Consider the following 2,836-nt stretch of genomic DNA (forward strand, 5'->3'; position numbering starts at 1 on the left):
AGAAGTTAAAAGGCGGAAAACCTAATGAAGCTCCTGTATCTAATATTAAAGAATTAAAAACTTTTTTAGATGGTATATTAACAGGAAAAACTCTTACAGCTGCACAAATAACTTTTGATAATGAAGAAGCTAATATAATATATAGAAAATATAATTTTCCAAAGTATAAAACAAATATAGAAAATATTAGTTTAGTATTGACTGATGAAAATGGCAGCAATGAATATACAGCAGTTATAGAAAAAGAAGAAAACAATTATAGAATAAAATCTATAATAAATAATTTTACCATAAATAAGATGGTATATTTAATAATTAAAAATGTAAATGGAAATGAAGATTTACATTATAAATGCAGCATGTTGGGACAATTTTTTGATATAAACAGAAATACAATACCTCAATTAAGTGCAAATGAATGTATAATATCTGATACTGATTGTCCATTTGTATTTAACCTATCTATTATTGCAAGTAATTTAGTATTAAGCATAATTAAGTCTAATTTTCCAACTGAAATACCAACTAAAAATTATAATGTCATACTCAATATAAAAAATACTCAATTGAATAAACTAGATACCAATATATATTTTATTGATATAGGCAGTCCTAATCCATTTAAACTTGAATTAGTCAAAAGAGATAATAAAATAAAGTTAATAGGGAATTATCTTTATAAAAGTAGTTTAATTATACCGACTTGTTACAGTCCAATATTAGAAAATTATTTTAATATCATAGGCAGCAGGGATGAGCTAATCAATACTGACGGTATTACTTCAAGTTCAGGAAAGCCTAAAAAGTTTGGCTTTATGAGATATAATAATAAACCTAATATATACACTTTAATAATAGCTAATCAGGATGGTTCAGAAATAGAAACAAATGAAATAATAACTTTCGATTTGACTCCTGATAAAAATGCAGAAGTAGAAGTAAAAGAAAAAGTAATAGAAACTGTGCAAGATGCTATAGAAGCGTTAAGCGATTCATATAACGGAGATTTTGACTCAGAACCTACAGATCCAACTCCAGAACCTCCTGAAGAAACAAATATATATACTTTTGAAAAAACTACTTTTACTTTAGAAGCTGAAGGCGAAACTATTATTCTAAATAGTGACATTATGAAAGATATAAGTAGTTTATCACTAATAAAAAATACTGATGGAAGCTTCAATTTGAAAGGAAGTTTTGAAATTAATAATGAAGGTCAGGCAGTTATAAGAACTAATAAACAAATTGATTTAGATAAAAGAAAGTTAGCAGGTATGTACTATGGTGGAATGCAGCTAATATACAAATACGAAAATAAGTATTTATATATTATCATAGTGGCATCAAAAGTGGAAAGCCTATATTAAATATAGAAGATATAAAAATATATGATAATAATATAATCTGTCCTCCAGATTTTAATTATATTAAACTTGTAGGATATGAAGTATCAGAAGATTTGGTATATATTTAATAAATGGAGTCTATAGGTTAAAAGGTTCTTTCAAATCTAATAGTAATAATATGGCTTTCTTTCTGAATCTTAGTATGCAGGAATTTTTTGAAGATAAACAGCAATATAGCTATTCTTCATATAAAATAGGAATAACATCAGGAGAGCCATTCTATACTATGATATCTATTAGTTCTATAACACCTAATCAAAAATATACTATAGATATGGAATGTCCGCTTCAGCCAAGTATTTAATGTAGGGCTTATTATGAAAAGACAATTTGATACATTATTTAAACACAATATTTTTAATAATAAAGAACATTATAACTTCTGCAGCAAATGCAATAAACTTTATGAAAATAAACAATTCTGCGAATGTGGTAATTTTATTAATCTAACTAGAATAGATAAAAATATAGCAAATATTATTTTAGAGTTAAATAAAAAAGGATATAAAACAAGTCAATGCTGCGAAGGACATATTGAAGATGAATATTTCCATCCATATATATACTTTAGTTATTTATTTGATATTAATGTTTATAGTATGGCTAGGCAAATATCAGAAGTTATAGAAAGTGAAAATCTTCCTATTGAAACTGTTTATATGTTCAATAATAAAAACAAGCAGATAGGAACTTTATTTGAAGTAAAAGAAAGTAAAATAAAAGAATTAGAAGATAACAGAGAAAAAATAAAAGATGTATTTATTAAAAGTTTTGAATCAATAATAGAAAAATTAAAAGTTTATAAATAGTTTTAAGGAGAAAATATGTTTAAATTAATATTAATTTTTTTAATAGGTGTTATGGTAGTTTTTACTTTCATTGGAATAGTAAAATACTATAACAAGTTTATGAATGAAAAAGAAGGGACATTTAAAGAGAGATTAAAAGCTCTCATTAAAGAAAAAACATCAATATATTATTTCATTAAATTAACTTATGGCTGTGTGATGTTTTTTATAGCTGTAATTTCATAGGACTGATTATGAAGGCATTAAAAGATTTAATATCTTGTTCCAAGACTGGACATCTTTCTAGTATGCGTTTAATAAGTTTATTAGGTTCAGCGGTCATGCTTGTTTGTATAGCTTTCTTAGTTTTTTCTAAAGATGTTAGGCTTGGAGAAGCTCTTCCATTTTTAATGGGAGGTTTGCTTGGACTTGCTGGATTTAAAAGTTATCAGTCAAAGTTTGAAGGGGATAAATAATTAATAATCTCTAATATTTTTTATTATATATATAAATAAAAGCCATAATAAGAATATTTATATTGAAATAGCATTTCTTTTTAGTAAGATAAAGTTTTTATTTATTTGTACTGAATGGATGCTTGTCAAAAGGCTGGAACTAGAAAGGTTTCAGCCTCCTTTTTTA

At 25.2% G+C, this 2,836-nt stretch carries 5 protein-coding genes; all 5 read left to right on the forward strand.

Annotated elements, in window-relative coordinates; genetic code table 11:
* Positions 1 to 1,367 (forward strand): hypothetical protein (locus tag BRSU_RS14645; RefSeq protein ID WP_048596231.1); only part of this gene is annotated, 1,367 nt, incomplete at its 5' end.
* Positions 1,368 to 1,524: 157 nt separating this feature from the next.
* Positions 1,525 to 1,710: a hypothetical protein gene (locus BRSU_RS14560; protein WP_157031512.1), complete on the forward strand. Its 186-nt coding sequence runs from the start codon at positions 1,525 to 1,527 to the stop codon at positions 1,708 to 1,710.
* Between the two features lie 13 nt (positions 1,711 to 1,723).
* Entirely contained in the window at positions 1,724 to 2,215 is a 492-nt protein-coding gene (locus BRSU_RS14175) for a hypothetical protein (protein ID WP_048596191.1), read from the forward strand.
* Between the two features lie 15 nt (positions 2,216 to 2,230).
* Positions 2,231 to 2,440, forward strand: a complete 210-nt coding sequence (locus tag BRSU_RS14180; RefSeq protein WP_048596224.1) for a hypothetical protein — start codon at positions 2,231 to 2,233, stop codon at positions 2,438 to 2,440.
* An 8-nt stretch (positions 2,441 to 2,448) separates the two neighbouring features.
* Positions 2,449 to 2,670: a hypothetical protein gene (locus BRSU_RS14185; RefSeq protein ID WP_048595983.1), complete on the forward strand. Its 222-nt coding sequence runs from the start codon at positions 2,449 to 2,451 to the stop codon at positions 2,668 to 2,670.
* Positions 2,671 to 2,836 lie beyond the last annotated feature (166 nt).

Source organism: Brachyspira suanatina, from assembly GCF_001049755.1.
Classification (GTDB): domain Bacteria; phylum Spirochaetota; class Brachyspiria; order Brachyspirales; family Brachyspiraceae; genus Brachyspira; species Brachyspira suanatina.